The 26580-nt window shown below is 67.2% G+C and carries 22 protein-coding genes and 1 tRNA gene; 20 read left to right on the top strand and 3 right to left on the bottom strand.

Annotated features, from left to right (window positions below; genetic code table 11):
- Nucleotides 1-127 precede the first annotated feature (127 nt).
- The 4 genes from ACZ4UU_RS21095 to ACZ4UU_RS21080 all read left to right on the top strand — a co-directional run bounded on the left by ACZ4UU_RS21095 (nt 128) and on the right by ACZ4UU_RS21080 (nt 3860).
- A complete protein-coding gene (locus ACZ4UU_RS21095; protein ID WP_471904901.1) occupies nt 128-691 on the top strand; it encodes a TetR/AcrR family transcriptional regulator in 564 nt (187 codons plus the stop codon).
- Nucleotides 692-810: 119 nt separating this feature from the next.
- Nucleotides 811-2280: an MFS transporter gene (locus ACZ4UU_RS21090; RefSeq protein ID WP_471904900.1), complete on the top strand. Its 1470-nt coding sequence runs from the start codon at nt 811-813 to the stop codon at nt 2278-2280.
- 57 nt (nt 2281-2337) lie between these two features.
- Nucleotides 2338-2718, top strand: a complete 381-nt coding sequence (locus ACZ4UU_RS21085) for a DUF3291 domain-containing protein (RefSeq protein WP_471904899.1) — start codon at nt 2338-2340, stop codon at nt 2716-2718.
- 86 nt (nt 2719-2804) lie between these two features.
- Nucleotides 2805-3860 carry a UDP-N-acetylmuramate dehydrogenase gene (locus tag ACZ4UU_RS21080; protein WP_471904898.1) on the top strand — a complete coding sequence of 352 codons (1056 nt, stop codon included), beginning with the start codon at nt 2805-2807 and terminating at the stop codon, nt 3858-3860.
- Nucleotides 3861-3867: 7 nt separating this feature from the next.
- On the opposite strand, the gene ACZ4UU_RS21075 is transcribed toward ACZ4UU_RS21080, so the two are convergent.
- Entirely contained in the window at nt 3868-4905 is a 1038-nt protein-coding gene (locus ACZ4UU_RS21075) for an adenosine deaminase (RefSeq protein ID WP_471904897.1), read from the bottom strand.
- Nucleotides 4906-5042: 137 nt separating this feature from the next.
- The gene (locus ACZ4UU_RS21070; RefSeq protein ID WP_471904896.1) at nt 5043-6269 is read right to left on the bottom strand and encodes a pyridoxal phosphate-dependent aminotransferase; all 1227 of its coding nucleotides are present in this window, start codon (nt 6267-6269) and stop codon (nt 5043-5045) included.
- A 282-nt stretch (nt 6270-6551) separates the two neighbouring features.
- On the opposite strand from ACZ4UU_RS21070, the gene ACZ4UU_RS21065 reads away from it, so the two are divergent.
- The 16 genes from ACZ4UU_RS21065 to tuf all read left to right on the top strand — a co-directional run bounded on the left by ACZ4UU_RS21065 (nt 6552) and on the right by tuf (nt 26139).
- Nucleotides 6552-6624: transfer RNA gene (locus ACZ4UU_RS21065), tRNA-Trp, on the top strand.
- Between the two features lie 108 nt (nt 6625-6732).
- Nucleotides 6733-7017 (top strand): preprotein translocase subunit SecE, encoded by a 285-nt coding sequence (gene secE / locus ACZ4UU_RS21060; protein ID WP_030046346.1) that lies wholly within the window; start codon nt 6733-6735, stop codon nt 7015-7017.
- A gap of 80 nt (nt 7018-7097) precedes the next feature.
- Complete coding sequence (gene nusG, locus ACZ4UU_RS21055; protein ID WP_471904895.1) at nt 7098-7928, top strand: transcription termination/antitermination protein NusG; 831 nt, start codon at nt 7098-7100, stop codon at nt 7926-7928.
- Between the two features lie 210 nt (nt 7929-8138).
- Nucleotides 8139-8573 carry a 50S ribosomal protein L11 gene (gene rplK / locus ACZ4UU_RS21050; RefSeq protein ID WP_028805116.1) on the top strand — a complete coding sequence of 145 codons (435 nt, stop codon included), beginning with the start codon at nt 8139-8141 and terminating at the stop codon, nt 8571-8573.
- Between the two features lie 79 nt (nt 8574-8652).
- Complete coding sequence (rplA, locus tag ACZ4UU_RS21045) at nt 8653-9378, top strand: 50S ribosomal protein L1 (RefSeq protein ID WP_471904894.1); 726 nt, start codon at nt 8653-8655, stop codon at nt 9376-9378.
- A 129-nt stretch (nt 9379-9507) separates the two neighbouring features.
- On the top strand, nt 9508-10314 hold the full coding sequence (locus ACZ4UU_RS21040; RefSeq protein ID WP_471904893.1) for an SCO4651 family lipoprotein: 807 nt from the start codon (nt 9508-9510) through the stop codon (nt 10312-10314).
- 109 nt (nt 10315-10423) lie between these two features.
- Nucleotides 10424-11275, top strand: a complete 852-nt coding sequence (locus tag ACZ4UU_RS21035; RefSeq protein WP_471904892.1) for an SCO4651 family lipoprotein — start codon at nt 10424-10426, stop codon at nt 11273-11275.
- Between the two features lie 289 nt (nt 11276-11564).
- The gene (gene rplJ, locus ACZ4UU_RS21030; RefSeq protein WP_167991102.1) at nt 11565-12095 is read left to right on the top strand and encodes a 50S ribosomal protein L10; all 531 of its coding nucleotides are present in this window, start codon (nt 11565-11567) and stop codon (nt 12093-12095) included.
- 114 nt (nt 12096-12209) lie between these two features.
- The gene (gene rplL / locus ACZ4UU_RS21025; RefSeq protein WP_062706819.1) at nt 12210-12599 is read left to right on the top strand and encodes a 50S ribosomal protein L7/L12; all 390 of its coding nucleotides are present in this window, start codon (nt 12210-12212) and stop codon (nt 12597-12599) included.
- A 591-nt stretch (nt 12600-13190) separates the two neighbouring features.
- The gene (gene rpoB / locus ACZ4UU_RS21020; protein ID WP_471904891.1) at nt 13191-16676 is read left to right on the top strand and encodes a DNA-directed RNA polymerase subunit beta; all 3486 of its coding nucleotides are present in this window, start codon (nt 13191-13193) and stop codon (nt 16674-16676) included.
- Nucleotides 16677-16774: 98 nt separating this feature from the next.
- Nucleotides 16775-20674, top strand: coding sequence for a DNA-directed RNA polymerase subunit beta' (locus ACZ4UU_RS21015; RefSeq protein ID WP_471904890.1), 3900 nt, complete (start codon nt 16775-16777; stop codon nt 20672-20674).
- 300 nt (nt 20675-20974) lie between these two features.
- Nucleotides 20975-21439, top strand: a complete 465-nt coding sequence (locus ACZ4UU_RS21010; protein ID WP_471904889.1) for a DUF1707 and DUF4190 domain-containing protein — start codon at nt 20975-20977, stop codon at nt 21437-21439.
- Between the two features lie 340 nt (nt 21440-21779).
- Nucleotides 21780-22151 (top strand): 30S ribosomal protein S12, encoded by a 372-nt coding sequence (gene rpsL, locus ACZ4UU_RS21005; protein WP_003948652.1) that lies wholly within the window; start codon nt 21780-21782, stop codon nt 22149-22151.
- A 2-nt stretch (nt 22152-22153) separates the two neighbouring features.
- Nucleotides 22154-22624 carry a 30S ribosomal protein S7 gene (gene rpsG, locus ACZ4UU_RS21000; protein WP_003992340.1) on the top strand — a complete coding sequence of 157 codons (471 nt, stop codon included), beginning with the start codon at nt 22154-22156 and terminating at the stop codon, nt 22622-22624.
- A 39-nt stretch (nt 22625-22663) separates the two neighbouring features.
- On the top strand, nt 22664-24790 hold the full coding sequence (gene fusA, locus ACZ4UU_RS20995) for an elongation factor G (protein ID WP_190073629.1): 2127 nt from the start codon (nt 22664-22666) through the stop codon (nt 24788-24790).
- Nucleotides 24791-24945: 155 nt separating this feature from the next.
- A complete protein-coding gene (gene tuf, locus ACZ4UU_RS20990; protein ID WP_030046358.1) occupies nt 24946-26139 on the top strand; it encodes an elongation factor Tu in 1194 nt (397 codons plus the stop codon).
- A 114-nt stretch (nt 26140-26253) separates the two neighbouring features.
- Here tuf and ACZ4UU_RS20985 read toward each other — a convergent pair whose 3' ends face one another.
- Nucleotides 26254-26535 (bottom strand): hypothetical protein, encoded by a 282-nt coding sequence (locus ACZ4UU_RS20985; protein ID WP_471904888.1) that lies wholly within the window; start codon nt 26533-26535, stop codon nt 26254-26256.
- Between the last annotated feature and the right edge of the window lie 45 nt (nt 26536-26580).

Raw genomic sequence — 26580 nt, 5'->3', positions numbered from 1 at the left:
CGGCACGCGCGTGCCGTGCGGTAAGGGGCGCCCTCCACGGAGGGATGCCCCTTACGTGTTTCGGTCGCGGCACATTTCCGGCGCCACCCCTTGACCCAGTTAGTGATTGAGTACTAACTTTCTTCACATGGTCAGGATGAGCGCAGAAGAGAGGCGCGAGAGCGTCATCCGCGCGGCGACGACCGAGTTCGCCCGCGGTGGCTATTACGGCACGTCGACCGAGGCGATCGCCCGGCGCGTCGGCGTCTCGCAGCCGTATCTCTTCCGGCTCTTCCCGGGCAAGAAGGCGATCTTCCTGGCGGCGGCGGAGCGTTGCGTGGAGGACACCATCCGGATGTTCGCGGAGGCTTCCGAGGGGCTGGAGGGCGAAGAGGCCCTGCATGCCATGGGGGTCGCGTACCGGAAGGTCGTCTCGGAGCAGCCCGAGCGGCTGATGATGCAGATGCAGATGTACCTCGCCGTGGCGGCCGCCGAGCAGGAGGGCGACCACGAGTTCGGCGAGGTCGTGCGGGCCGGCTGGGAGCGGCTGTGGGACACCCTCCTTCTGCCGTTGGGGGCGGACGTCGGCGAGACGACGACCTTCATGGCGTACGGAATGCTCATCAACTGCCTGGTGGCCATGGGATTCCCTCCCGAGCACCGCGTCTGGGCCGGGATGGAACCGCCGGAGGGGACTGTCGGGCAGCCTTAGGGGGTGGGGGTGGCGTGGATCGCCTCGTCTCTCCATGATCGCGAAAGTTAGTGATCAATAACTACCAAGAGTGAAGAGTCCGTCAACAGGAACCGGAACGCATCACCCCTGGGGGAGCGATGTCACACCAGACCGAACAGAACGCACGGGCCGCAGGCCTCGCAGGGGCCGTATGGGCCCTCGTCATCACCAGCGTCGCCGGATTCATGGCGGCGCTCGACAACCTCGTCGTCACCACCGCGCTGCCGTCCATCCGCGAGGACCTGGGCGGCTCCTTGCCCGACCTGGAGTGGACGGTGAGCGCGTACACCCTCACCTTCGCCGTCCTGCTGATGTTCGGCGCGGCGCTCGGTGACCGGTTCGGCCGCCGTCGGCTCTTCCTCGCCGGCATCGCGATCTTCACCGGCGCCTCCGCCGCCGCGGCCCTCGCGCCCGGACTCGACTCCCTCATCGCCGCCCGTGCGCTACAGGGCGTCGGCGCGGCGATCATGATGCCGCTGACGCTGACCCTGCTGACGGCGGCAGTGCCCGCAGCCAAGCGCGGGATGGCATACGGCATATGGGGTGCCGTCAACGGGCTCGCGGTCGCGTCCGGGCCGCTCATCGGCGGCAGCCTCACCGAGCACATCTCCTGGCAGTGGATCTTCTGGCTGAACGTTCCGCTGGGCCTCGCCCTGCTGCCGCTGGCCCGCCTGCGCCTGGCCGAGTCGTACGGCACCGGCTCCCGGCTCGACATCCCCGGCACCCTGCTCGCCAGCGGTGGCCTGTTCGGGATCGTGTACGGCCTGGTGCGCGGCCCCGCCGACGGCTGGACCGGCCGGCTGGTCCTGACCGGCCTGTTCGCCGGAGGCGCGCTGCTCGTCGGGTTCGTCCTCTACAGCACCCGTGCCAAGAGCCCCATGCTCCCGATGCGACTGTTCCGCTCCCGGGCGTTCTCCGGGATCAACGCCGCGAGCATGCTGATGTTCCTCGGCATGTTCGGGTCGATCTTCCTGCTCAGCCAGTACATGCAGGGCGTGCTCGGCTACTCGCCGACCGAGGCGGGGCTGCGGATGCTGCCGTGGACCGGTATGCCGATGCTCGTCGCGCCGATCGCCGGCATCCTCTCCGACCGCATCGGCGGGCGCCCTGTCGTCGCCACCGGCCTGTTCTTCCAGGCGGCCGGCCTCGCCTATCTGGCCTCCGTGGTCACCGTCGACGCCTCCTACGCCGCGCAGCTGCCGGGCCTGATCATCAGCGGCATCGGCATGGCCCTGTTCTTCGCGCCGGCGGCCAACCTGGTCATGTCCAGCGTCCGAGCCTTTGAGCAGGGCATTGCCTCCGGCGCCAACAACGCGCTGCGCGAGGTCGGCGGTGCGCTCGGTATCGCCGTGATGGCGTCGATCTTCTCGGCGCAGGGTGGCTACGAGACCGGCCAGACCTTCGTGGACGGTCTGCGTCCGGCGCTGGTCACGGGCGCGGGGGTGGTTGCTCTGGCCGGCGTCGCCGCCCTGCTCATCCCTGGCCGGCGGCGTGGCGACACGACCCTGACCCCGACCGAGCAGCCACCGGAGCGCGTGCTGGAGACGGCCGCCCCTGAAGCCCGCTGACCCGACCGTTCGCACGCGCCCTGCCGACCGCACCACCCCGGACCACGAGGAGCAGTCATGCCCACCCTTCCCTGGACCGTGCCGAACCCCGCACCGCGGGGCGCCGAGGTGCACGTCTTCGCCTCCCGCTTCGAGACCCGCACCCTTTGGGGAGCGCTCCGTTTCCTCGTCCGTACGCCGGGTGTGTGGCGGCAGGTGAGCCGGGCGCCCGGAGCGTACGGGGCCTCTCTGAAGGCCGAGCCGTTCAAGCGGACGTTCTGGACGTTGTCCGCCTGGGAGTCGCCCACGGCGCTGAAGGACTTCGCCCGCTCGGGCACCCATGCCCCGGCCTCGCAAGGCCTGTCGGCCCAGATGCGGGACGCGAAGTTCGCCACCTGGCAGGTGCCGGGCGACGAGCTCCCGCTCGACTGGACGGAGGCGTTCCGGCGGCTGACGTGAACGGCACGCGCGCGTGGTGCGCGCGTCGGCCCCGGCGCTCCCCATGGGTGCCGGGGCTGTCGGTGCCGTCTCGTACTCTTGAGCCCGTGCAGGAACTCCACGACGCCCCCCTCGCCCCCCTGACCACCTTCCGTCTGGGCGGCCCGGCCACCCGGCTGGTCACCGCCACCACCGACGCCGAGGTCATCGACGTCGTGCGCGAGGCGGACGCCGACGGGACGCCGCTGTTGGTCATCGGCGGGGGATCGAACCTGCTCATCGGGGACAAGGGCTTCGCCGGCACCGCGCTCGTCGTCGCCACCAAGGGCTTCGAACTGGACGGCACCGCGCTTGAACTGGCCGCCGGCGAGGTGTGGACCGACGCCGTCGCCCGGACCGTGGAAGCCGGTCTCGCCGGGATCGAGTGCCTCGCCGGAATCCCCGGCTCCGCGGGCGCCACGCCGATCCAGAACGTCGGCGCGTACGGCCAGGAGGTCTCCTCGACGATCACCGAGGTGATCGCGTACGACCGACAGGAGGGCGAGACCGTCGTCATCCCGAACGCCGACTGCGCCTTCTCCTACCGCCACAGCCGCTTCAAGTCCGACCCCGAGCGCTACGTCGTCCTGCGCGTCCGCTTCCGGCTGGAGGACGCCCAAGGCCTCTCCGCCCCGATCAAGTACGCCGAGACCGCACGCGCCCTCGGCGTCGAACCCGGCGACCGCGTCCCCCTGGCCGCCGCGCGCGAGACCGTGCTGAAACTGCGTACCGGGAAGGGCATGGTCCTGGACCCCGAGGACCACGACACCTGGTCGGCCGGCTCCTTCTTCACCAACCCGATCCTCACCGACGAGCAGTTCGCCGCATTCCACGCGCGCGTGCGCGCGCACCTCGGCGACGGCGTGGAGCCCCCCGCGTACCCGGCGGGGGAGGGGCACACCAAGACCTCAGCGGCCTGGCTCATCGACAAGGCCGGCTTCACCAAGGGATACGGCAGTGGCCCCGCTCGCATCTCCACCAAGCACACCCTCGCCCTCACCAACCGCGGCGGCGCGACCACCGAGGACCTCCTCGGCCTCGCCCGCGAGGTCGTCGAGGGCGTCCGCGAGACCTTCGGCATCACGCTGGTCAACGAGCCGGTGACGGTCGGCGTCAGCCTCTAGGAACGCGTCACTGGGGCTGGGCGAGCCAGTCGTCCACCCCCGCCAACAGCTTCGCCTTCATCTCCTCCGGCGCCGCCGACCCCCGCACGGACTGCCGGGCCAGCTCCGCCAGCTCCTCGTCCGTGAAGGCGTGATGGCGGCGCGCGATGTCGTACTGGGCGGCCAGCCGCGAGCCGAAGAGCAGGGGGTCGTCGGCGCCGAGAGCCATCGGTACGCCGGCCTCGTACAGAGTCCGCAGCGGGACGTCCTCCGGCTTCTCGTAGACACCGAGGGCGACGTTCGAGGCGGGGCACACCTCGCACGTCACGCCCCTGTCCGCGAGGCGCTTCAGCAGCCGCGGGTCCTCGGCCGCCCGCACCCCGTGGCCGATCCGGTTCGCGTGCAGGTCGTCCAGACAGTCACGGACCGAGGACGGACCGGTCAGCTCGCCACCGTGCGGGGCCGACAGCAGGCCGCCCTCACCGGCGATGTGGAAGGCGCGGTCGAAGTCGCGTGCCATGCCCCGGCGTTCGTCGTTCGACAACCCGAAGCCGACCACACCCCGGTCGGCGTACCGCACCGCCAAGCGCGCCAGCGTGCGGGCGTCCAGAGGGTGCTTCATACGGTTCGCGGCGACCAGGACACGCATCCCGAGCCCCGTGTCCCGCGACGCCCTCTCCACCGCGTCCAGGATGATCTCCAGAGCCGGGATCAGACCGCCCAGCCGGGGTGCGTACGAGGTGGGATCCACCTGGATCTCCAGCCACCCCGAGCCGTCCTTCAGGTCCTCCTCCGCGGCCTCCCTGACCAGGCGCTGGATGTCCTCCGGCTGCCGTAGGCACGACCGCGCCGCGTCGTACAGACGCTGGAAGCGGAACCAGCCCCGCTCGTCCGTCGCCCGTAGCCTCGGCGGCTCCCCGCTGGTCAGCGCGTCCGTCAGCGCCTCGGGCAGGCGCACGGCGTACTTGTCGGCCAGTTCCAGCAGGGTCGTCGGCCGCATCGAGCCGGTGAAGTGCAGGTGCAGATGGGCTTTCGGCAGTTCAGAGACATCACGTACACGCTCCATTCCAGGATCCTGCCGCACGCCCAGCCCGTCCCGGTAGCGCTTTCCCCGAACGTGGTCTTGCTCGCACGCGCACACGACAAAGCGGGCCGCTCCACGAGGGAACGGCCCGCTCACCATCTACTCGCGTGAGTAGATGGTCAGTCCCTGGCCTCGGCCAGCAGCTTCTGGATCCGGCTCACGCCCTCGACGAGGTCCTCGTCACCGAGCGCGTACGACAGCCGCAGATAGCCCGGCGTGCCGAAGGCCTCACCCGGAACGACCGCGACCTCGGCCTCCTCCAGGATGAGCGCGGCCAGCTCGACCGAGTCCTGCGGGCGCTTGCCGCGGATCTCCTTGCCGATGAGGGCCTTCACCGACGGGTACGCGTAGAAGGCGCCCTCGGGCTCCGGGCAGACCACGCCGTCGATCTCGTTGAGCATCCGCACGATCGTCTTGCGGCGGCGGTCGAAGGCCTCGCGCATCTTCGCGACGGCGTCCAGGTCGCCGGAGACGGCGGCGAGGGCGGCCACCTGCGCCACGTTCGAGACGTTCGACGTCGCGTGGGACTGGAGGTTGGTCGCGGCCTTCACCACGTCCTTCGGGCCGATGATCCAGCCGACCCGCCAGCCCGTCATGGCGTACGTCTTGGCGACACCGTTGACGACGATGCACTTGTCGCGCAGCTCGGGCAGGACGGCGGGCAGCGACACGGACACCGCGTCGCCGTAGACCAGGTGCTCGTAGATCTCGTCGGTCATCACCCACAGGCCGTGCTCGACGGCCCAACGGCCGATCGCCTCGGTCTCGGCCTCGCTGTAGACGGCGCCGGTCGGGTTGGACGGCGACACGAAGAGGACGACCTTCGTCTTCTCCGTACGGGCCGCCTCCAGCTGCTCCACGGAGACGCGGTAGCCGGTCGTCTCGTCGGCGACGACCTCGACCGGGACACCACCCGCGAGGCGGATCGACTCCGGGTAGGTAGTCCAGTACGGGGCGGGCACGATGACCTCGTCGCCCGGGTCGAGGATCGCGGCGAAGGCCTCGTAGATGGCCTGCTTGCCGCCGTTGGTGATCAGGATCTGTGAGACGTCGGGCTCGTAGCCGGAGTCGCGCAGCGTCTTCGCGGCGATGGCGGCCTTCAGCTCGGGCAGACCGCCGGCCGGGGTGTAGCGGTGGAACTTCGGGTTCTTGCAGGCCTCGATGGCGGCCTCGACGATGTAGTCCGGGGTCGGGAAGTCGGGCTCACCGGCGCCGAAGCCGATCACCGGACGCCCGGCGGCCTTGAGGGCCTTGGCCTTGGCGTCCACGGCGAGGGTGGCGGACTCGGAGATCGCGCCGACTCGGGCGGAGACCCGGCGCTCGGTGGGAGGGGTTGCAGCGCTCATGGGGCCCATCGTTTCAGACAGGAAACGCGCCCGGCACGGGGGTTTCACAGACTGAACATCAGCTGAACAACCGTGCGGATCCGGGCCACGGCCAGCGGATCTTGTGCCCGAGGACCGGTGATCTTCGGCCGATCTTTCGCCGCCCAACGCTCCCACGGGCACTTTCTGTTCGACGGCGCGCCCAGGACCACGTACACTCTCACCTCGTTGGCCATCAGCGGTCCGCAGTCGCAAGGTGCACACCGAGCACCCGACCGGATGCGGTACGTTGGGGGCACACAAAGGGTCGTAGCTCAATTGGTAGAGCACTGGTCTCCAAAACCAGCGGTTGGGGGTTCAAGTCCCTCCGGCCCTGCTACACACACCTTCGCCAGGATGTGTGCGCATGTACGTACAGCAATGCACCGCCGTGCGGCTCAGACCGGGCGCGGCACGGCCACGACCCGGAATCAGGTGAGGACGAGTGACGGACGCCGTGGGCTCCATCGACATGCCTGATGCCCAGGACGAGGCGCCGGAGTCGAAGAAGACCCGTAAGGGTGGCAAGCGCGCCAAGAAGGGCCCGCTGAAGCGACTCGCGCTCTTCTACCGCCAGATCATCGCGGAACTCCGCAAGGTCGTCTGGCCGACGCGCAACCAGCTGACGACGTACACCACCGTGGTGATCATCTTCGTCGTCATCATGATCGGCCTGGTGACCGTGATTGACTATGGGCTCGACAACGCCGCCAAGTACGTCTTCGGCTGAGCCAAGAGCGAAGGGCGCCGCGGTTACCGGCGCCCCTTTCGCATGTTCCACCCCTATGTATCCAGGAAGAAGCAGCCACCGTGTCTGACCAGAACGTGAACGACGCCATCGAGCCACACGGGCAGGGTGTCGAGTCCGTGGAAGACGAGCTCGAGATCGTCGAAGGCGCGGACGAGGGCCTGGACGAGGTCGAGGCTGCCGACGCCGAGGCGGGCGAGCCCGCCGAGGAGGCCGCGCTCCACGTCGAGGACGTGGAGGACGAGGAAGAGGCCGCCGAGGAGGAGGCCGAGCCCGTCGACCCCGTCGCCGCACTGCGCGATGAGCTCCGCACGCTCCCCGGTGAGTGGTACGTCATCCACACCTACGCCGGTTACGAGAACCGCGTGAAGACCAACCTGGAGCAGCGCGCCGTCTCGCTGAACGTCGAGGACTACATCTTCCAGGCCGAGGTGCCGCAGGAAGAGGTCGTCCAGATCAAGAACGGCGACCGCAAGACGATCAAGCAGAACAAGCTGCCTGGTTACGTCCTCGTCCGCATGGACCTGACCAACGAGTCCTGGGGTGTCGTCCGCAACACTCCCGGCGTCACCGGCTTCGTGGGCAACGCCTACGACCCGTACCCGCTGACCCTGGACGAGATCGTCAAGATGCTCGCCCCGGAGGCCGAGGAGAAGGCCGCCCGTGAGGCCGCCGAGGCCGAGGGCAAGCCCGCTCCGCAGCGTAAGGTCGAGGTTCAGGTGCTGGACTTCGAGGTCGGCGACTCGGTCACCGTCACCGACGGCCCGTTCGCCACGCTGCAGGCCACGATCAACGAGATCAACGCCGACTCGAAGAAGGTCAAGGGTCTGGTGGAGATCTTCGGGCGTGAGACGCCGGTCGAGCTCTCGTTCGATCAGATTCAGAAGAACTGAGTCGGTAGTTCTTCGGCTGCGGGTGAGTGGGGGGCTGGTCGCACAGTCCCCGCGCCCTTAGGTCGGTCAGGTCAGGTGGGCTGCAAAGTAGCCCCCTGACCTGCTTCGTTTTTGACCGCGCATCTATACCCGTTATCGTTGTGCGGTATGCCTTCATCTGGGACGCGACCCGGGCGAGGGCACACTTCAATCGAAAGGACCCGGAGAGTAATGCCTCCCAAGAAGAAGAAGGTCACGGGGCTCATCAAGCTCCAGATCCAGGCCGGTGCCGCCAACCCGGCCCCGCCGGTCGGCCCCGCGCTGGGTCAGCACGGCGTGAACATCATGGAGTTCTGCAAGGCCTACAACGCCGCGACCGAGTCGCAGCGCGGTTGGGTCATCCCGGTGGAGATCACGGTCTACGAGGACCGTTCCTTCACCTTCATCACCAAGACGCCGCCGGCCGCCAAGATGATCCTCAAGGCCGCGGGCGTGGAGAAGGGCTCCGGCGAGCCGCACAAGACCAAGGTCGCCAAGATCACCGAGGCGCAGGTCCGCGAGATCGCCACCACCAAGATGCCCGACCTCAACGCCAACGACCTGGACGCCGCCGCGAAGATCATCGCCGGCACCGCCCGTTCCATGGGCATCACGGTCGAGGGCTGACCCCAACCCCCCAAGCAGAAGTGAGTGGCGGGGCCTGCTCGGCCCGGACCACAACTCCTAAGAAATCACAGGAGCAGTAGTGAGCAAGCGCAGCAAGACTCTCCGCGCTGCGGACGCCAAGATCGACCGGGAGAAGCTGTACGCCCCGCTCGAGGCCGTCCGTCTCGCCAAGGAGACGTCCACGTCCAAGTTCGACGGCACCGTCGAGGTCGCCTTCCGTCTGGGTGTCGACCCGCGTAAGGCCGACCAGATGGTCCGTGGCACCGTGAACCTTCCGCACGGCACCGGTAAGACCGCCCGGGTCCTGGTCTTCGCGACCGGTGACCGTGCTGCGGCCGCGGAGGCTGCGGGCGCCGACATCGTCGGCTCCGACGAACTGATCGACGAGGTCTCGAAGGGTCGTCTGGACTTCGACGCCGTCGTCGCCACCCCGGACCTCATGGGCAAGGTCGGCCGCCTCGGCCGCGTGCTCGGTCCGCGTGGTCTGATGCCGAACCCGAAGACCGGCACCGTCACCCCCGACGTGGCCAAGGCCGTCACCGACATCAAGGGCGGCAAGATCGAGTTCCGTGTCGACAAGCACTCGAACCTGCACTTCATCATCGGCAAGGTGTCCTTCGACGACACCAAGCTGGTGGAGAACTACGGCGCCGCGCTGGAGGAGATCCTCCGTCTGAAGCCGTCGGCCGCCAAGGGTCGCTACATCAAGAAGGCCGCGATCAGCACCACGATCGGCCCCGGCGTTCCGATCGACCCGAACCGCACCCGCAACCTCCTCGTCGAGGAGGACCCGGCCGCGGTCTGAGCCACCGGCTCACCAGGCTCGAAAGCGGGCCCCACACCCTTCCCGGGTGTGGGGCCCGTCCCCGTTCCCAGGCCTTTTGTCAGCGCTCTGGGTTAACGTGCATTCACGGGATTCGCACAGGGGGGACGAATGACGAGCACGAGGGTGCGCCGGTCGGCGTTCTGGATCGCGCTGCTGACCGCGCTGACGGCCCTGGCCGCCTGCACCTCCGACCGCCCCGACGAGGCGGAGCGCACCGGGCCGGCCCGGGCCGTGACTGCCGCCCTGCGTACCGTCGAGCGGTCCACCGACCGGGCCGAATCCGCTCGCGTCAGATCCACCACCACCATCGGCTCGACGCTGTCCATGAAGGCCGCCGGCACCCTCGCCTGGGCCGACGACCTCACCGGCACGCTGACGATCACCTACACCGGCGGCACGACGGCCGAGGCGATGCGCCGCCTCGGAACCACGTCGATGGAGGCCCGGTACCTCCCCGACGCCTACTACGCGCGTATAGGTGAGGCGTTCTCCGCGAAGACCGACGGCAAGCACTGGATCAAGTACGCCTATGACGACCTGGACGACCTCGCCGGCAGTTCCGGGGCGGATCTCGCGGCACAGATGCGCGGTACGGCCCCGCACGCGTCCGTGAAGCGGCTGCTGTCCTCCACGGACGTACGGAAGGTGGGCGAGGAGACGGTCGAAGGCGAGCGCACCACGCACTACTCCGGGACGGTGCGGGCGGACGGCGGCACCACCGAACAGACCGTCGACATATGGGTCGACGGCCGGAACCTGCTGGTCAAGAAGGTCGAGAAGGGCCGGACGGCCACGGGGCGGCTGACCCAGACCGCCTACTACAGCGACTACGGAGTCAAGGCCGGGGTCGAGACGCCTCCGGCGGGGGACACGGCGGACCTCAAGGAGCTGCTGAAGGGTTCGGAGGGTCGCTGAATTCGCAGGAGCCTTCAGGCCGCCTGGGATACGCTCCCGATCTTGCTGTGCGCCGACCACGCATCAGCCATCTGTTCGCATCAGCCAGGTGTTCCTTTGGGGGGAATCAGTGAGCATCGCCGTACGTGCCGTACTGCCTGCCGTCGCTCTGCCGGCCGCCGTGCTGCTGCTGGCCGGCTGCGGGGCGGGAGCCGGTGCGGAGGAGTCCGCGGGTTCAGCGGCCGCCGACGCCGTCGCGCGGGCCGCGGCGCGGACCGAAGGACTCACGGCCCTGCACTATCGCGTGACCGGCCGGTTTCCGGAGCGGGGACGGATAGCGGACGAGGGGAGCGTCCGGCGAAAGCCCCTGGAGGCGCGGCTCACGACGGCCAACCTGAGCGGCGATCAGAAGGGCGAGACGGAGCTGCGCCTGGTCGGCGGAGTGCTGTACGGCAGCGCGAGCGACGACATGGTCGAGGAGCTGGGCGGCCGGCACTGGATCAGCTACGGCCCGGACGAGGAGTTCACCACGGACAGCGGCCTGCGCATGGACGTCGGCAGCCTGCGCGACCAGGTCGGCCGCAACCCGGCGCGGGAGGCCGCCTTCCTCGCCGACGCCGAGGACGTGGAGCGGGTCGGCTCCGAGAAGGTCGGGGGCGCCGACACGACGCACTACGTGGGCACGGCCACGGTCGACGAACTCCGGGCCTCGCTCAAGAAGGTCGAGGACAAGGCCGTCCGGGAGGGGCGGGCGAACAGCCTCGACCAGTACGAGAAGGCGGGCATGGACGAACTCACCCTGGACGTGTGGGTCGACCGCGACGACCACGTCAAGCAGCTCCGAACCCAGGGCTTGGGCCGCCACGGCGCGCTCGACCTCACCTTCACCTTCCTCGACCAGGACAAGCCGGTGACCGTCCGCGCCCCGCGCGCCGACGACACGGCGGACATGCGCAAGCCGCTGAAGAAGAGCGGGAGCTGAGGTCCGTAGGGGCCGATTTGCCTGTCGGTGACCGAGTCCCGTACTCTCCTATCGAAGCCAAAGACCGCTGGTCGTTGCCGTGCGCTCGTAAGAGGGTGCGGTGGCCGAAGGATCCGCTGTAAATGCGGACGACCCGCGCAGGTGACAGTGGAAGAACTCCCGGAGTGCGCGCGTAGCGCGTGTACGGCCGGTCGAGTCCGCCCCGTGCGCCTGCGCCGGGGCGTTTCGTTTCCCCAGTCCTCCTTCGGGTCCGCGCGGTCCGAATCACCCGGAAGGAGGCCGAGGCTCTATGGCGAGGCCCGACAAGGCTGCCGCGGTTGCCGAGCTGACGGACAAGTTCCGTAGCTCCAACGCCGCCGTGCTGACCGAGTACCGCGGTCTCACCGTGGCGCAGCTCAAGACGCTGCGTCGTTCGCTCGGTGAGAACGCCCAGTACGCCGTGGTGAAGAACACGCTGACCAAGATTGCGGCCAACGAGGCCGGGATCACGCTGGACGACCAGCTCTTCGCTGGTCCGACGGCCGTCGCCTTCGTCACCGGTGACCCGGTGGAGTCGGCGAAGGGTCTTCGTGACTTCGCCAAGGAGAACCCGAATCTCGTCATCAAGGGCGGTGTCCTTGACGGCAAGGCGCTGTCCGCCGACGAGATCAAGAAGCTTGCGGACCTCGAGTCCCGCGAGGTTCTGCTCAGCAAGCTGGCCGGTGCCTTCAAGGCGAAGCAGTCCCAGGCTGCCTCCGTCTTCCAGGCGCTGCCGTCGAAGCTCGTCCGCACCGTGGACGCGCTCCGCGCCAAGCAGGCCGAGCAGGGCGGTGCCGAGTAATTCGGCTCGCACACTGGCCGTCGCGGCCTGACCGCGGAGGCCACAGCGGGCCGACGTACGCCCGCCTCACCCAGTACATCCGGCACCTGCCGATTTAGTGGAAGGACCGCCATCATGGCGAAGCTCAGCCAGGAAGACCTGCTCGCGCAGTTCGAGGAGATGACCCTCATCGAGCTCTCCGAGTTCGTGAAGGCCTTCGAGGAGAAGTTCGACGTCACCGCCGCCGCTGCCGCGCCGGTCGTCGTCGCCGGTGGTGCCGCTGGTGGCGCCGCCGCCGAGGCCGTCGAGGAGAAGGACGAGTTCGACGTCATCCTCACCGGCGCCGGCGACAAGAAGATCCAGGTCATCAAGGTCGTGCGTGAGCTGACCTCCCTGGGTCTGAAGGAGGCCAAGGACCTCGTGGACGGCGCCCCCAAGCCCGTTCTCGAGAAGGTCGCCAAGGACGCCGCCGAGAAGGCCGCCGAGTCCCTCAAGGGCGCCGGCGCCTCCGTCGAGGTCAAGTAAGACCTTCCCGGTCTTGCGGGTCGAGTACGACCTCCGCGCTTGCTGAAAGCAGCCTCCTGAGGCTGTAACGCAGTCGCACCGAAGAGCGATCATCCATTCGGGTGGTCGCTCTTCGGCGTTCCTGGGGGCGCGGCCACGGTTACCTTGCGCCCGCTTCGGCGGGGGGTATGGTGATCTTCGTCGTGTCTCCGGGAGCCCCTGGGTTCGGGCGCGGGGGCCTTGACGAACCGCACGCAGCGCGCAATTCTCAGGACGCGTCGTCACAAGGATCCGAATCCGAGGCATGGATCGGCGACGAAGAGGGCAGTATCAACGTGCATTGAGGGCGAGCATGCCGAGGGCGTTGAGAACAACGAGGGTCGCGAAAAACCCGCACTGGACATCAGTGTGCCAAGTGGCTACACTGACCCTTTGCGCTGCCTGTTAGCTGTCCCCTGCCCGTCACCAGGGGCATGCCCTCGCTGAAGCACCGATGACCGGACCGTCCCTGACCTGGCCATTCTTTGGTCGGAGATGGAAACGCCTGTCTCTGTGCCCCGGTGAGGGGCCGGTACGCGCGTAGTGAGTCCGAGCCCTCGGAAGGACCCCCTCTTGGCCGCCTCGCGCACTGCCTCGACCGCGAATACGAACAACGGCGCCAGCACCGCCCCGCTGCGCATCTCTTTTGCAAAGATCAAGGAGCCCCTCGAGGTTCCGAACCTGCTCGCGCTGCAGACCGAGAGCTTCGACTGGCTGCTCGGCAACACCGCCTGGCAGAGTCGGGTCGAGGCGGCTCTGGAGTCGGGTCAGGACGTCCCCACCAAGTCCGGTCTGGAGGAGATCTTCGAGGAGATCTCCCCGATCGAGGACTTCTCCGGGTCGATGTCGCTGACGTTCCGCGACCACCGTTTCGAGCCGCCGAAGAACAGCATCGACGAGTGCAAGGAGCGCGACTTCACGTACGCCGCCCCGCTCTTCGTGACGGCTGAGTTCACCAACAACGAGACCGGCGAGATCAAGTCCCAGACGGTCTTCATGGGCGACTTCCCGCTCATGACGAACAAGGGCACCTTCGTCATCAACGGCACCGAGCGTGTCGTGGTGTCGCAGCTGGTCCGTTCGCCCGGTGTCTACTTCGACAGCTCGATCGACAAGACGTCCGACAAGGACATCTTCTCCGCCAAGATCATCCCGTCCCGGGGTGCCTGGCTGGAGATGGAGATCGACAAGCGCGACATGGTCGGTGTGCGTATCGACCGTAAGCGCAAGCAGTCCGTGACCGTTCTGCTCAAGGCTCTCGGTTGGACGACCGAGCAGATCCTGGAGGAGTTCGGCGAGTACGAGTCGATGCGCGCCACCCTGGAGAAGGACCACACCCAGGGCCAGGACGACGCGCTGCTCGACATCTACCGCAAGCTGCGTCCGGGCGAGCCCCCCACCCGTGAGGCCGCGCAGACGCTCCTTGAGAACCTGTACTTCAACCCGAAGCGCTACGACCTCGCCAAGGTCGGCCGCTACAAGGTCAACAAGAAGCTGGGTGCGGAGGCTCCGCTCGACGCGGGCGTCCTGACCGTCGAGGACGTCATCTCGACGATCAAGTACCTGGTGAAGCTGCACGCCGGCGAGACCGAGACGGCCGCGGACAACGGCCAGACGATCGTCGTCGAGACCGACGACATCGACCACTTCGGCAACCGTCGTCTGCGCAGCGTCGGCGAGCTCATCCAGAACCAGGTCCGTACCGGTCTGGCTCGTATGGAGCGCGTCGTCCGTGAGCGCATGACGACCCAGGACGTCGAGGCGATCACGCCGCAGACCCTGATCAACATCCGGCCGGTCGTCGCTTCCATCAAGGAGTTCTTCGGCACCAGCCAGCTGTCGCAGTTCATGGACCAGAACAACCCGCTGTCGGGTCTGACGCACAAGCGTCGTCTCTCGGCGCTGGGTCCCGGTGGTCTGTCCCGTGAGCGGGCCGGCTTCGAGGTCCGTGACGTGCACCCGTCCCACTACGGCCGTATGTGCCCGATCGAGACGCCCGAAGGCCCGAACATCGGTCTGATCGGTTCGCTCGCCTCCTACGGCCGGGTCAACGCGTTCGGTTTCGTCGAGACGCCGTACCGCAAGGTCGTCGACGGCCAGGTCACCGACGAGGTGGACTACCTGACCGCCGACGAGGAGGACCGCTTCGTCATCGCGCAGGCCAACGCCACGCTCAACGACGACATGCGGTTCGCCGAGGCCCGCGTCCTGGTCCGCCGCCGTGGCGGCGAGGTCGACTACGTCGGTGGCGAGGACGTCGACTACATGGACGTCTCGCCGCGCCAGATGGTGTCGGTCGCGACCGCCATGATCCCGTTCCTCGAGCACGACGACGCCAACCGTGCCCTCATGGGCGCGAACATGATGCGTCAGGCCGTGCCGCTGATTAAGTCCGAGTCCCCGCTCGTCGGCACCGGCATGGAGTACCGCTCCGCCGTCGACGCCGGCGACGTGGTCAAGGCCGAGAAGGCGGGTGTGGTCCAGGAGGTCTCCGCGGACTACATCACCACCGCCAACGACGACGGCACGTACATCACGTACCGCCTGGCCAAGTTCGCCCGCTCCAACCAGGGCACCTCGGTCAACCAGAAGGTCATCGTCAACGAGGGCGACCGGATCATCGAGGGCCAGGTCCTGGCCGACGGTCCGGCCACCCAGAACGGCGAGATGGCGCTGGGCAAGAACCTGCTCGTGGCGTTCATGCCGTGGGAGGGTCACAACTACGAGGACGCGATCATCCTGTCGCAGCGCCTCGTGCAGGACGACGTCCTCTCCTCGATCCACATCGAGGAGCACGAGGTCGACGCCCGTGACACCAAGCTCGGCCCCGAGGAGATCACCCGGGACATCCCGAACGTCTCCGAGGAGGTCCTCGCCGACCTCGACGAGCGCGGCATCATCCGCATCGGTGCCGAGGTCATCGCCGGTGACATCCTCGTCGGCAAGGTCACGCCCAAGGGTGAGACCGAGCTGACGCCCGAGGAGCGCCTGCTGCGCGCCATCTTCGGTGAGAAGGCCCGTGAGGTCCGTGACACCTCGCTGAAGGTGCCGCACGGCGAGACCGGCAAGGTCATCGGCGTCCGTGTCTTCGACCGCGAGGAGGGCGACGAGCTTCCCCCCGGTGTGAACCAGCTGGTGCGCGTGTACGTGGCGCAGAAGCGCAAGATCACCGACGGTGACAAGCTCGCCGGCCGTCACGGCAACAAGGGTGTCATCTCGAAGATCCTGCCGATCGAGGACATGCCGTTCCTGGAGGACGGCACCCCGGTCGACATCATCCTCAACCCGCTCGGTGTGCCGTCCCGAATGAACCCGGGACAGGTCCTGGAGATCCACCTCGGCTGGCTCGCCAGCCGCGGCTGGGACGTCTCCGGCCTCGCGGACGAGTGGGCGCAGCGCCTCCAGGCGATCGGCGCCGACGCGGTCCAGCCGGGCACCAACGTCGCGACCCCGGTCTTCGACGGTGCCCGTGAGGACGAGCTGGCCGGTCTGCTGGAGCACACGATCCCGAACCGCGACGGCGAGCGCATGGTGCTCCCGACCGGTAAGGCGCCGCTGTTCGACGGCCGTTCCGGTGAGCCGTTCCCGGAGCCGATCTCGGTCGGCTACATGTACATCCTGAAGCTGCACCACCTGGTCGACGACAAGCTGCACGCCCGCTCGACCGGTCCGTACAGCATGATCACCCAGCAGCCGCTGGGTGGTAAGGCCCAGTTCGGTGGCCAGCGATTCGGTGAGATGGAGGTGTGGGCGCTGGAGGCATACGGCGCCGCGTACGCCCTCCAGGAGCTGCTGACCATCAAGTCCGACGACGTCACCGGCCGCGTGAAGGTCTACGAGGCCATCGTCAAGGGCGAGAACATCCCCGAGCCCGGCATCCCCGAGTCCTTCAAGGTACTCATCAAGGAGATGCAGTCGCTCTGCCTGAACGTGGAGGTGCTGTCCAGCGACGGTATGTCCATCGAGATGCGTGACACCGACGAGGACGTCTTCCGCGCTGCGGAGGAGCTCGGCATCGACCTGTCCCGGCGCGAGCCGAGCAGCGTCGAAGAGGTCTGACGGGAGTCCGGCGGGGCCCTCACCCACAGGGCCCCGCCGACCCCCAGGCCCCCGTTTCAGACCCCAAGACTTACAACCCTGAGAGGGATTGACGCATAGTGCTCGACGTCAACTTCTTCGATGAGCTCCGGATCGGTCTGGCCACCGCTGACGACATCCGTCAGTGGAGCCACGGCGAGGTCAAGAAGCCCGAGACCATCAACTACCGCACCCTCAAGCCCGAAAAGGACGGACTCTTCTGCGAGAAGATCTTCGGTCCGACCCGGGACTGGGAGTGCTACTGCGGCAAGTACAAGCGTGTCCGCTTCAAGGGCATCATCTGTGAGCGCTGCGGCGTCGAGGTGACCCGCGCCAAGGTGCGCCGTGAGCGGATGGGCCACATCGAGCTGGCCGCTCCCGTCACGCACATCTGGTACTTCAAGGGCGTTCCGTCGCGGCTGGGCTACCTGCTCGACCTCGCCCCGAAGGACCTGGAGAAGGTCATCTACTTCGCGGCGTACATGATCACGTACGTCGACGAGGAGCGCCGTACGCGTGACCTGCCCTCGCTGGAGGCGCATGTCTCCGTCGAGCGTCAGCAGATCGAGAACCGCCGGGACGCCGACCTGGAGGCCCGCGCCAAGAAGCTCGAGACCGACCTGGCCGAGCTGGAGGCCGAGGGCGCCAAGGCCGACGTGCGCCGCAAGGTGCGCGAGGGTGCCGAGCGTGAGATGAAGCAGCTGCGCGACCGTGCGCAGCGCGAGATCGACCGCCTGGACGAGGTGTGGACCCGGTTCAAGAACCTCAAGGTCCAGGACCTGGAGGGCGACGAGCTCCTCTACCGCGAGCTGCGTGACCGCTTCGGCACGTACTTCGACGGTTCGATGGGTGCCGCGGCGCTGCAGAAGCGCCTGGAGTCCTTCGACCTCGACGAGGAGGCCGAGAGGCTCCGCGAGATCATCCGCACCGGTAAGGGCCAGAAGAAGACCCGTGCCCTGAAGCGGCTCAAGGTCGTCTCCGCCTTCCTGCAGACCAGCAACAGCCCCAAGGGCATGGTGCTCGACTGCGTGCCGGTCATCCCGCCGGACCTTCGCCCGATGGTGCAGCTGGACGGTGGCCGCTTCGCGACCTCCGACCTGAACGACCTGTACCGCCGTGTGATCAACCGCAACAACCGACTGAAGCGCCTTCTCGACCTCGGTGCGCCCGAGATCATCGTGAACAACGAGAAGCGCATGCTCCAGGAGGCCGTCGACGCGCTGTTCGACAACGGCCGTCGTGGTCGCCCGGTCACCGGTCCCGGTAACCGTCCGCTGAAGTCCCTCAGCGACATGCTGAAGGGTAAGCAGGGTCGATTCCGTCAGAACCTGCTCGGCAAGCGTGTGGACTACTCCGCGCGTTCCGTGATCGTCGTCGGTCCGCAGCTGAAGCTGCACCAGTGCGGTCTGCCCAAGGCGATGGCGCTGGAGCTCTTCAAGCCGTTCGTGATGAAGCGCCTGGTCGACCTGAACCACGCGCAGAACATCAAGAGCGCCAAGCGCATGGTGGAGCGCGGCCGCACGGTCGTGTACGACGTCCTCGAAGAGGTCATCGCCGAGCACCCGGTTCTGCTGAACCGTGCGCCCACCCTGCACCGCCTCGGCATCCAGGCCTTCGAGCCGCAGCTGGTCGAGGGCAAGGCCATCCAGATCCACCCGCTCGTCTGCACCGCGTTCAACGCGGACTTCGACGGTGACCAGATGGCCGTGCACCTGCCGCTGTCCGCGGAGGCGCAGGCCGAGGCCCGCATCCTGATGCTGTCCTCGAACAACATCCTCAAGCCCGCAGACGGCCGTCCGGTGACGATGCCGACCCAGGACATGGTCCTCGGTCTGTTCTTCCTCACCACCGACGGTGAGATGCGGGACATCAAGGGTGAGGACCGCGGCTTCTCGTCCGTGGCCGAGGCGATCATGGCCTTCGACGCGGGCGAGCTCTCGCTCCAGTCGAAGATCGACATCCGCTTCCCGGTCGGCACCATCCCGCCGCGCGGCTGGACCCCGCCGGCGCAGGAGGAGGGCGAGCCGGAGTGGCAGCAGGGTGACAGCTTCCGTCTGAAGACCACGCTCGGCCGTGCGCTCTTCAACGAGCTGCTGCCCGAGGACTACCCGTTCGTCGACTACGAGGTCGGCAAGAAGCAGCTCTCCGAGATCGTCAACGACCTCGCCGAGCGCTACCCGAAGGTCATCGTGGCGGCGACGCTCGACAACCTGAAGGCGTCCGGCTTCTACTGGGCCACCCGTTCCGGTGTCACCGTCGCCATCTCCGACGTCGTCGTTCCCGAGGCGAAGAAGGAGATCGTCAAGGGCTACGAGGCGCAGGACGAGAAGGTCCAGAAGCAGTACGAGCGCGGTCTGATCACCAAGGACGAGCGCACGCAGGAGCTCATCGCGATCTGGACCAAGGCGACCAACGAGGTCGCCGAGGCGATGAACGACAACTTCCCGAAGACCAACCCGATCTTCATGATGGTGAACTCGGGTGCACGAGGCAACATGATGCAGATGCGTCAGATCGCCGGTATGCGTGGTCTGGTGTCGAACGCGAAGAACGAGACGATCCCGCGTCCGATCAAGGCGTCGTTCCGTGAGGGTCTGTCCGTGCTGGAGTACTTCATCTCCACGCACGGTGCCCGTAAGGGTCTGGCGGACACCGCTCTGCGTACCGCCGACTCGGGTTACCTCACCCGTCGTCTGGTCGACGTCTCCCAGGACGTCATCATTCGCGAGGAGGACTGCGGCACCGACCGTGGCCTCAAGCTGGCCATCGCCGAGCGTGGCGCCGACGGCGTCCTGCGCAAGGCGGACAACGCCGAGACGTCCGTGTACGCGCGCTGCCTCGCCGAGGACATCGTCGTGGACGGCAAGGTCCTCGCCCCGGCGGGCGTCGACCTCGGTGACGTCCTCATCGACGTCCTCGTCGGCGCGGGCGTCGAGGAGGTCAAGACCCGCTCGGTCCTGACCTGTGAGTCCGCCGTCGGCACCTGCGCCATGTGCTACGGCCGTTCGCTCGCCACCGGCAAGCTGGTCGACATCGGTGAGGCGGTCGGCATCATCGCCGCCCAGTCCATCGGTGAGCCCGGTACCCAGCTGACGATGCGTACCTTCCACACCGGTGGTGTGGCCGGTGACGACATCACCCAGGGTCTGCCGCGTGTCGTCGAGCTCTTCGAGGCCCGTACCCCGAAGGGTGTCGCCCCGATCTCCGAGGCCACCGGCCGCGTGCGGATCGAGGAGACCGAGAAGACCAAGAAGATCGTCGTCACCCCGGACGACGGCAGCGACGAGACGGCGTACCCGATCTCGAAGCGTGCCCGACTCCTGGTCAGCGAGGGCGAGCACGTCGAGGTGGGTCAGAAGCTCACCGTGGGTGCCACCAACCCGCACGACGTGCTGCGCATCCTGGGCCAGCGTGCCGTCCAGGTCCACCTTGTCGGCGAGGTCCAGAAGGTCTACAACTCGCAGGGTGTGTCGATCCACGACAAGCACATCGAGATCATCATCCGGCAGATGCTGCGCCGCGTGACGATCATCGAGTCCGGCGACGCCGAGCTGCTGCCCGGCGAGCTGGTCGAGCGCTCGAAGTTCGAGACCGAGAACCGTCGTGTGGTCCAGGAGGGCGGTCACCCGGCCTCCGGTCGTCCGCAGCTCATGGGTATCACCAAGGCCTCGCTGGCCACGGAGTCCTGGCTGTCGGCGGCGTCCTTCCAGGAGACGACCAGGGTCCTCACGGACGCGGCGATCAACGCCAAGTCCGACTCCCTGATCGGCCTCAAGGAGAACGTCATCATCGGTAAGCTCATCCCGGCCGGTACGGGCCTGTCCCGCTACCGCAACATCCGGGTCGAGCCGACCGAGGAGGCCAAGGCCGCGATGTACTCGGCCGTCGGCTACGACGACATCGACTACTCGCCGTTCGGCACGGGCTCCGGCCAGGCCGTTCCGCTGGAGGACTACGACTACGGTCCGTACAACCAGTAAGCGAGCAGCAGCCTGACTCAGGCATGGTCGAGGGCGGTCACCTTTGGGGTGGCCGCCCTTCGGCGTCCCCGGACGTCTCCCGGGGGCGCCTCCGGGGAATCTCCGGGTAGCACCCCGATGCCGACAACGCCCGTCCGGCGCATCATGGAAGGACTCCGACCAGTACGGGGGAGGTGCTCCATGACACATCCGTCGTGGCAGGGGAGCGGTGCTCCGCAGCCGTGGCAGGGGGGTCAGGCGCCGTTGAGGTGGCAGGGCGCTCCTGGGCCGCAGGCGTGGCCGGCCTGGGGTGGATCGGTGATGCTCGCCTCGCATGCCGACCGTGAGCGGGCCGTGGATGTGCTCAGGGCGGGGTTCGGTGAGGGGCGGCTGGAGAAGGGCGAGTTCGATCAGCGGATCGAGCGGGCCTATGCGGCTCGTACGGTGGGCGAGCTGGCTCTGCTGGTCGCCGACCTTCCCCAGGGGCCGATGCCGCTGCCGGTGCCCGTGACGCCGGTGCCGCGGGCCTTTCTGCCGGTGGCCCGGCCGCAGGTCAACGGCAAGGCGGTGGGGTCCGCCGTCTGCGGAGTGCTGTGTCTGGTGAGTTTCGGGCTGACCGGGATTCCGGCGGTCGTGCTGGGGCACTCGGCCCGTTCCGAGATACGGCGCAGCGGGGAGGGCGGTGACGCGCTCGCCCTGACCGGGCTGGTGCTCGGGTGGCTGTCGACCGCGGGCTGGGCGGTGTTGCTGACGCTGATGCTCGTGGCCGCCGCGGTGTCGGCCTAGGCCGGCGCGAGGTGGTCCGGGAGGTGCTGCGATGTGCTCGAATCGCCGATTCGAAGATCGAACACGTCGTGTGGTCTTGACATCGGCCGTATGGCGATGCGGGCGAAGCCCATTTGTTTTGACCGTAGCGTTTGAGGTAGGTACGCTCAGACCTTGTGCCTGGGGTGTGCCCTGGCTCTCGTGCGTGCCTTCAACCGCATAGCGAGCTGTGAGCGGCCACCGTAATCTGTGCTCTTTTCGCCTCGCGGCGGGAATCCGCCGGATTCGACACACCCGACCGCGTGGGTCGGCGACGTTCCAGGTTAGCTGTACCCATCGGCACACAGAAACCGGAGAAGTAGTGCCTACGATCCAGCAGCTGGTCCGTAAGGGCCGGCAGGACAAGGTCGAGAAGAACAAGACGCCCGCACTCGAGGGTTCCCCTCAGCGTCGTGGCGTCTGCACGCGTGTGTTCACGACCACCCCGAAGAAGCCGAACTCGGCCCTGCGTAAGGTCGCGCGTGTGCGTCTGACCAGCGGGATCGAGGTCACCGCTTACATTCCGGGTGAGGGACACAACCTGCAGGAGCACTCCATCGTGCTCGTGCGCGGCGGCCGTGTGAAGGACCTGCCGGGTGTTCGCTACAAGATCATCCGTGGCTCCCTCGACACCCAGGGTGTCAAGAACCGCAAGCAGGCCCGTTCCCGCTACGGCGCCAAGAAGGAGAAGTAAGAATGCCTCGTAAGGGCCCCGCCCCGAAGCGCCCGGTCATCATCGACCCGGTCTACGGTTCTCCTCTGGTGACGTCGCTCATCAACAAGGTGCTGCTGAACGGCAAGCGCTCCACCGCCGAGCGCATCGTCTACGGCGCCATGGAAGGTCTGCGTGAGAAGACGGGCAACGACCCGATCATCACGCTGAAGCGCGCGCTGGAGAACATCAAGCCGACCCTCGAGGTCAAGTCCCGCCGTGTCGGTGGTGCGACGTACCAGGTTCCGATCGAGGTCAAGCCCGGTCGTGCCAACACGCTCGCGCTGCGCTGGCTGGTCGGTTACTCCCGCGCCCGTCGCGAGAAGACCATGACCGAGCGTCTGCTCAACGAGCTTCTCGACGCCTCCAACGGCCTCGGTGCCGCTGTGAAGAAGCGCGAGGACACGCACAAGATGGCCGAGTCCAACAAGGCCTTCGCGCACTACCGCTGGTAGTCGCTACCCACATCGAGACCGAGAGAAGACTGAAGCCTTATGGCTACCACTTCACTTGACCTGGCCAAGGTCCGCAACATCGGGATCATGGCCCACATCGACGCGGGCAAGACGACCACCACCGAGCGGATCCTCTTCTACACCGGCGTCAGCTACAAGATCGGTGAAGTCCACGACGGCGCTGCCACCATGGACTGGATGGAGCAGGAGCAGGAGCGTGGCATCACGATCACGTCTGCTGCGACCACCTGTCACTGGCCGCTCGAGGACAACGACTACACGATCAACATCATCGACACCCCGGGGCACGTCGACTTCACCGTCGAGGTGGAGCGCTCCCTGCGTGTGCTCGACGGTGCCGTGACGGTGTTCGACGGTGTCGCCGGTGTCGAGCCGCAGTCCGAGACGGTGTGGCGTCAGGCCGACCGTTACGGCGTGCCGCGTATCTGCTTCGTCAACAAGCTGGACCGTACCGGCGCCGAGTTCCACCGCTGCGTGGACATGATCTCGGACCGCCTGGGCGCCCAGCCGCTGGTCATGCAGCTTCCGATCGGCGCCGAGGCCGACTTCAAGGGCGTCGTGGACCTGGTCCGCATGAAGGCGCTCGTGTGGTCCGCCGAGGCCGCCAAGGGCGAGATGTACGACGTCGTCGACATCCCGGCCACGCACACCGAGGCTGCCGAGGAGTACCGCGGCAAGCTGATCGAGGGCGTCGCCGAGAACGACGAAGAGATCATGGAGCTGTACCTGGAGGGCCAGGAGCCCACCGAGGAGCAGCTGTACGCCGCGATCCGTCGCATCACCATCGCGTCCGGCAAGTCCAGCGACACCACGGTCACCCCGGTGTTCTGTGGCACCGCGTTCAAGAACAAGGGCGTCCAGCCCCTGCTCGACGCGGTCGTGCGCTACCTGCCGACCCCGCTCGACGTCGAGGCCATCGAGGGCCACGACGTGAAGGACCCCGAGCTGGTCGTCAAGCGCAAGCCGTCCGACGACGAGCCGCTGTCCGCGCTGGCGTTCAAGATCATGAGCGACCCGCACCTCGGCAAGCTCACCTTCGTCCGGGTCTACTCGGGCCGCCTGGAGTCCGGCACCGCCGTGCTGAACTCCGTCAAGGGCAAGAAGGAGCGCATCGGCAAGATCTACCGCATGCACGCGAACAAGCGTGAGGAGATCGACTCGGTGGGCGCCGGCGACATCATCGCCGTCATGGGCCTGAAGCAGACCACCACCGGTGAGACGCTGTCCGACGACAAGAACCCGGTGATCCTGGAGTCCATGGACTTCCCGGCGCCGGTCATTCAGGTCGCCATCGAGCCCAAGTCCAAGGGTGACCAGGAGAAGCTGGGTGTCGCCATCCAGCGTCTCGCGGAGGAGGACCCCTCCTTCCAGGTTCACTCGGACGAGGAGACCGGCCAGACCATCATCGGTGGTATGGGCGAGCTGCACCTCGAGGTGCTGGTCGACCGTATGCGCCGTGAGTTCAAGGTCGAGGCCAACGTCGGCAAGCCGCAGGTCGCCTACCGCGAGACGATCCGCAAGGCCGTCGAGCGCGTCGACTACACGCACAAGAAGCAGACTGGTGGTACCGGCCAGTTCGCCAAGGTGCAGATCGCGATCGAGCCGATCGAGGGCGGCGACGCCTCGTACGAGTTCGTGAACAAGGTCACCGGTGGCCGTATCCCGAAGGAGTACATCCCTTCGGTCGACGCCGGTGCCCAGGAGGCCATGCAGTTCGGCATCCTCGCGGGCTACGAGATGACGGGCGTCCGCGTCACGCTCATCGACGGTGGCTACCACGAGGTCGACTCCTCCGAGCTCGCGTTCAAGATCGCCGGTTCGCAGGCCTTCAAGGAGGCCGCGCGCAAGGCGTCCCCCGTGCTCCTTGAGCCGATGATGGCCGTCGAGGTCACCACGCCCGAGGACTACATGGGTGAGGTCATCGGCGACATCAACTCCCGCCGTGGCCAGATCCAGGCCATGGAGGAGCGGGCGGGTGCCCGCGTCGTGAAGGGCCTCGTGCCTCTCTCGGAGATGTTCGGTTACGTCGGCGACCTGCGCAGCAAGACGTCCGGCCGTGCCAGCTACTCCATGCAGTTCGACTCCTACGCCGAGGTTCCGCGGAACGTCGCCGAGGAGATCATCGCGAAGGCCAAGGGCGAGTAACGCTCCGCGTTCACACGCTTTAGGCTTGACTCCGGAGCCTCAGGGGGCATTCCACCGCAATAGCGGTCGGAATGCCCCGGGGCCCGGGCTTTCCAGCAAAGATCACCTGGCGCCGATGAAGCAAGGCGTTCAGAACCACTCCACAGGAGGACCCCGTGGCGAAGGCGAAGTTCGAGCGGACTAAGCCCCACGTCAACATCGGCACCATCGGTCACATCGACCACGGTAAGACGACCCTCACGGCCGCCATTACCAAGGTGCTGCACGACGCGTACCCGGACCTGAACGAGGCCTCGGCCTTCGACCAGATCGACAAGGCTCCTGAGGAGCGTCAGCGCGGTATCACCATCTCCATCGCGCACGTCGAGTACCAGACCGAGACGCGTCACTACGCCCACGTCGACTGCCCCGGTCACGCGGACTACATCAAGAACATGATCACCGGTGCTGCCCAGATGGACGGCGCCATCCTCGTGGTCGCCGCCACCGACGGCCCGATGCCGCAGACCAAGGAGCACGTGCTCCTGGCCCGCCAGGTCGGCGTTCCGTACATCGTCGTCGCCCTGAACAAGGCCGACATGGTGGACGACGAGGAGATCCTGGAGCTCGTCGAGCTCGAGGTTCGTGAGCTGCTCTCCGAGTACGAGTTCCCGGGCGACGACCTGCCGGTCGTCAAGGTCTCGGCGCTCAAGGCCCTTGAGGGCGACAAGGAGTGGGGCAACACCGTCCTCGAGCTCATGAAGGCCGTGGACGAGAACATCCCGCAGCCCGAGCGTGACGTCGACAAGCCGTTCCTGATGCCGATCGAGGACGTCTTCACGATCACCGGTCGCGGTACGGTCGTCACCGGCCGTATCGAGCGTGGTGTCCTGAAGGTCAACGAGACCGTTGACATCGTGGGCATCAAGCAGGAGAAGACCACCACCACGGTCACCGGCATCGAGATGTTCCGCAAGCTGCTCGACGAGGGCCAGGCCGGTGAGAACGTCGGTCTGCTCCTCCGTGGCATCAAGCGCGAGGACGTCGAGCGCGGCCAGGTCATCATCAAGCCGGGCTCGGTCACCCCGCACACCGAGTTCGAGGCGCAGGCCTACATCCTGTCCAAGGACGAGGGTGGCCGCCACACGCCGTTCTTCAACAACTACCGTCCGCAGTTCTACTTCCGTACGACGGACGTGACCGGCGTGGTGACCCTCCCCGAGGGCACCGAGATGGTCATGCCGGGTGACAACACCGAGATGAAGGTGGAGCTCATCCAGCCCGTCGCCATGGAAGAGGGCCTGAAGTTCGCCATCCGTGAGGGTGGCCGGACCGTGGGCGCCGGCCAGGTCACCAAGATCAACAAGTGAGCTTGTTGATCTGACCTGGTAGCTCCAGCCTGAGCTGAGCTCCTGAAGGGGCCCGTACGACTTCGGTCGTACGGGCCCCTTTGCCGTTCGGTGCCGGAAGCACCGGTGCCTAGGTCAGCTGCCGTCTCCCTCGATGACGCAGAAGTCGACGTGGCTGATCGTGGGGATCTGGCCGCCCATGTTGAGCGGTGAGACGAGGTCGCTGTCCTGAGCGATGCCGTCAGGGAAGCTCGGCGTGGAGTTGGCGTCGTAGATGTACCGGTTGGCGTTGTCCCCGCCCTTGACGGTGACCTGGCGGATCGCGAGGTTGCCAGTCGTGTCGAAGCTGACGAACCTGAGGTCGTCGCTGAAGTCGACGATAACCGTGCCGCTCTCGGCGCCAACGGTGACCGGCACGGTGGTGTCCACAACCGGGTCGCCGTCATTCTCAGGGAGCCTGAA

It is taken from the genome of Streptomyces sp. NPDC028907 (assembly GCF_055564995.1).
This window is presented reverse-complemented; position numbering and strand designations above follow the sequence as displayed.

Excerpts from the sequence above, each read along its gene's own strand:
- ACZ4UU_RS21085 (WP_471904899.1), top strand. The coding sequence starts at position 2,338 with ATGCCCACCCTTCCCTGGACCGTGCCGAACCCCGCACCGCGGGGCGCC.
- ACZ4UU_RS21010 (WP_471904889.1), top strand. The coding sequence starts at position 20,975 with ATGCTCGCCTCGCATGCCGACCGTGAGCGGGCCGTGGATGTGCTCAGG.
- fusA (WP_190073629.1), top strand. The coding sequence starts at position 22,664 with ATGGCTACCACTTCACTTGACCTGGCCAAGGTCCGCAACATCGGGATC.
- rplK (WP_028805116.1), top strand. The coding sequence starts at position 8,139 with ATGCCTCCCAAGAAGAAGAAGGTCACGGGGCTCATCAAGCTCCAGATC.
- ACZ4UU_RS21090 (WP_471904900.1), top strand. The coding sequence starts at position 811 with ATGTCACACCAGACCGAACAGAACGCACGGGCCGCAGGCCTCGCAGGG.
- ACZ4UU_RS21070 (WP_471904896.1), bottom strand. The coding sequence starts at position 6,269 with ATGAGCGCTGCAACCCCTCCCACCGAGCGCCGGGTCTCCGCCCGAGTC.
- ACZ4UU_RS21095 (WP_471904901.1), top strand. The coding sequence starts at position 128 with ATGGTCAGGATGAGCGCAGAAGAGAGGCGCGAGAGCGTCATCCGCGCG.
- ACZ4UU_RS21040 (WP_471904893.1), top strand. The coding sequence starts at position 9,508 with ATGACGAGCACGAGGGTGCGCCGGTCGGCGTTCTGGATCGCGCTGCTG.
- rpsG (WP_003992340.1), top strand. The coding sequence starts at position 22,154 with ATGCCTCGTAAGGGCCCCGCCCCGAAGCGCCCGGTCATCATCGACCCG.
- rplJ (WP_167991102.1), top strand. The coding sequence starts at position 11,565 with ATGGCGAGGCCCGACAAGGCTGCCGCGGTTGCCGAGCTGACGGACAAG.
- ACZ4UU_RS21075 (WP_471904897.1), bottom strand. The coding sequence starts at position 4,905 with ATGGAGCGTGTACGTGATGTCTCTGAACTGCCGAAAGCCCATCTGCAC.
- rplL (WP_062706819.1), top strand. The coding sequence starts at position 12,210 with ATGGCGAAGCTCAGCCAGGAAGACCTGCTCGCGCAGTTCGAGGAGATG.